The sequence below is a fragment of the Candidatus Tiamatella incendiivivens genome (assembly GCA_015522635.1).
In the GTDB taxonomy this organism is placed as follows: Archaea; Thermoproteota; Thermoprotei_A; order Sulfolobales; family Acidilobaceae; genus Tiamatella; species Tiamatella incendiivivens.
The window spans coordinates 1-3583 of record WALW01000003.1; the positions used below are offsets into that span (position 1 = coordinate 1).

At 41.8% G+C, this 3583-nt stretch carries 4 protein-coding genes; 2 read left to right on the plus strand and 2 right to left on the minus strand.

The genetic code is table 11. From position 1 onward, the window contains the following. Positions 1-200 (minus strand): hypothetical protein (locus F7B60_00330; GenBank protein ID MCE4613968.1); only part of this gene is annotated, 200 nt, incomplete at its 3' end. Between the two features lie 765 nt (positions 201-965). Here F7B60_00330 and F7B60_00335 point away from each other — a divergent pair. Both F7B60_00335 and F7B60_00340 read left to right on the plus strand, forming a co-directional pair. Beyond that, entirely contained in the window at positions 966-2321 is a 1356-nt protein-coding gene (locus F7B60_00335) for a TrpB-like pyridoxal phosphate-dependent enzyme (protein ID MCE4613969.1), read from the plus strand. Positions 2322-2330: 9 nt separating this feature from the next. Beyond that, positions 2331-2921: a ParB N-terminal domain-containing protein gene (locus tag F7B60_00340; GenBank protein MCE4613970.1), complete on the plus strand. Its 591-nt coding sequence runs from the start codon at positions 2331-2333 to the stop codon at positions 2919-2921. 155 nt (positions 2922-3076) lie between these two features. Here the strand turns inward: F7B60_00340 and F7B60_00345 are convergent. After that, positions 3077-3583 (minus strand): aminotransferase class V-fold PLP-dependent enzyme (locus F7B60_00345; protein ID MCE4613971.1); only part of this gene is annotated, 507 nt, incomplete at its 5' end.

Below are 3583 nucleotides of genomic sequence, written 5' to 3' on the forward strand. Positions count from 1 at the left end.
ATTGTGAATATTGCTGTGCCTTCGAGTATGTAGAAGTGTTCTGTCACTGTTTCATGGTAGTGAGGCTTTGTCCCTTGGCCGGGTTCCATGTTTATTTCAACGAACTCTATTGACTTATCTTGAGGGTGGTGTATTACGGCTCTTTTGTAACCCCAGGGCTTACTATACATCCTTTCATTATACTTGTAGTGTTCGGGCAATTACTCCACCCCGTGGTATTGTGTTGCGGCCTTGTTGTTTAATTATATTCGCCTTTGCTACTGGCTTGTAATGAGCATTGTCTATTGGTATAATTGTTTACTTTGAAATTATATCATGGGTTTTAGTTGTTTTTAATTTAGCTTCTGATGGAATCCGGGATGGAGGATTTTGCCGGTTTTCTTGTTAATGTTTTATTAGGGCTTCCCTTGCTTTCCCGTCTGTTCTTAAGAGTTCGCTGTCTGCTTCCCATGCTTCTATGAGTCATCTATCCCTGTGTAAAAACCATTTTTCACTTTGCTCTCTTACCATTATTGCTTCCCATCCGCGTGTCTGACTGCGTCTCTGAGGTTTCTAGATCGTTCTTCCCGTAGTGTATCCGGTATGCTCATATTTCTAGCCTCTTGACTCTAGTATAGATGTGTTTACTCCAGGTTTTTCCGCCCATTTATTCAACTATGTCGATTGTACAGAAAAAAGTCATTATACACGGTTATGTTCACTTAGAATCAGGATCAATATAATGTATGGAGAATTTAAGGTAGCTGAATACTTAAATAATGAGTTTGTGTAATTATTTAGGTTAATGCAATATGTTTTGGGTAGATATATTATACAAGGTATATGGAAAAGCTGTATCTATCCTTGAGTTGATTGTATTGATACTGAGCTTATAAGAGGATTCTTTTTAATAGTGGAATTTCCGTGGGAAAATTTTTTAAACAATCTTGTTCCTGTTAGATCATTCTGGTGATATCTTTGCGCCAATGGATATAGCGGGGATCCGAGCCCCGCAGTATGAGGATATAATCCCCACGTCCTGGTATAATATTCTTCCAGACCTTCCCGGCCAACTCCCACCTCCTCTGAAGCCCAACGGTGAACATGTAAAACCAGAGGATTTAGAGTCTATATTCCCCAAATCAATCATTGAACAGGAAATGTCTTCAGAGAGATATATAGCTATTCCACCAGAGTTGAGGAGGACCTACATGGAGATAGGAAGGCCGACGCCTTTGTTTAGAGCTGTTAACCTAGAGAAATATCTCGGTACTCCTTCAAGGATATACTATAAATATGAGGGAGTCCTCCCGACGGGATCCCATAAAATAAATACTGCATTAGCCCAGGCTTACTATAATAAAGTCGAAGGAGTGAAGAGGCTGACAACAGAGACTGGTGCTGGACAGTGGGGATCTGCACTAGCGCTGGCATCCATTCTTTTCGGGCTAAAGTTAAGAGTCTACATGGTGAAAATCAGCTATATACAAAAACCATACCGTCAAACTGTTATGAGAACTTATGGAGCCGAGGTGGTACCCAGTCCAAGCGATTTAACAGAGGCAGGCCGGAGAATCCTCGCTGAGGATCCAGATAATCCTGGAAGCCTGGGTATAGCTATTAGTGAAGCTGTCGAGGATGCTGTGTCGAGGGATGATACTAAATACAGTCTAGGATCAGTACTCAATCACGTTCTCCTACATCAAACTATCATAGGATTAGAGGCTAAAAAACAGGTTGAAGAACTTGGCGTCTACCCGGACGTGATTGTAGGTGCAGTGGGAGGCGGAAGTAATTATGCAGGTATAGCGTACCCGTTTCTCTATGACAAGCTGAAGGGCAGAAGTGAGACGAAGTTCATTGCTGTAGAGCCTGTAGCTTCTCCTACTATGACTAGGGGTGAAAGAAGGTACGACTATGGTGATACAGCTGGCCTAACACCGCTGTTATTAATGCATACAATAGGGCACAGGTTTATTCCGCCTCCAATACATGCAGGTGGCTTAAGATACCATGGTCTGGCACCTACGTTAAGCCTCCTAGTAAACCACGGGTACGTCGAGCCATTAGCATATAAGCAGACGGAAGTATTCGATGCTGCCGTAAAATTCGCTAGGCTTGAAGGCATTATACCTGCCCCAGAGTCAGCTCACGCCGTAAAGGCTGTAATGGATTTAGCATTGAATTACAGGGAGAAAGGGAGTGAAAAGGTAATTCTGTTCAACTTAAGTGGGCATGGACTTCTAGATCTATCTGGCTACCAGGATTATTTCGATGGTAAACTGGCTGACGTAGCGCCGGAGAATATTGATCTATCCTATCTTCCTAACATTGAGGGGTGAGCGCCTATTGTGGATAAACGCATCCTCCTTTCCTACCATGAAGACATTAAGCCTCACGAGGAGATAATCTTTTCCAATCATAGAAGGCTTCTCAGGAACATTGAAAGAACAGGCGTCATATATAGGCCTGTAATAGTTGACAAGGATACCCTTACAATAATAGATGGCCATCACCGGTATCAGACTTTAGTATCCCTTGGATACAAATTCATCCCGGTAGTTCAAGCAGACTATATGAACGATATTTATCAGATAAAACCTCCTATAATAAAGATCAATATGAATACTGATATTTTACTAGATTTAATTGAACACCAAGTCAAGCGAGGGCCAGGGAACCTCTTTTTGATAGGTGCTGATAAGAGGGTAGTGGTCTTGAGGAAGGATCCATTGGATACTTATTATATGTTAAAGGATATTGCGATGATATCGGTGGGTAAGGAAAGAAAGGGTTATACCAGGATAATACCCCCAAAACTGGATCCTTACGATGTTAGGAAAGCCGCAGGCTCTAAAGGGCTGCTACCTCCTAAGTCGACCATACATATAACCCGTCTGAAGAACTATTATCACCCTATCCGGCTATCATCCTTGGAGTGAAAAAACTAGCCCTTTTTAATTGAAGGATCTTTCTTGGTTTATAGAGGTTTGATTATAACTATTCTTCGAGGTGATTGTGTAAATAAATGATACCGGACTATTAGGGGTCACGTGTAACTGGGGTTGCTATCGGTTTTGCGCACAGCATCCATTTTCTATGCGTGCGTTACTGATTCTAGTTCTCTTAGAATGGCATATAGATCTTCTCGTGTGATATGCCCCATTACCCCTATTCTAACCACGTTATCCTTGAGCTTTCCCATTCCTGTTGCAATATTGTATCCTTTCTCTAGAAGGTATGTGGCTACTTGTTTTGCACCGACATTTTCTGGGGTATAGAATGCTGTTACAGTATTGCTTCTATACTCCTTTTTTGACACTAGTGTTCTGAATCCTAGTTCAGGGAGTTTTCCGTATAGAATACTGGCTCTTTCCTCATGTTCGACTCGAAACTTATTCATTTCTTTCTTCATTATTTCAGTAAGACTTGTCTGTAGAGCTTGGATTAGTGTTACTGGAGGAGTGTAGGGTGTTTCTCTTCTTTCAAGATAGAATCTATGGTTCTTATATAAGTTGATGCTCGGTGGGATTCCAGGGGGATCAGTCTTCTCTAGGTATTTTACTGCTTCCCTTGAGAGGAGATTTATTGCCAGACCTGGAGG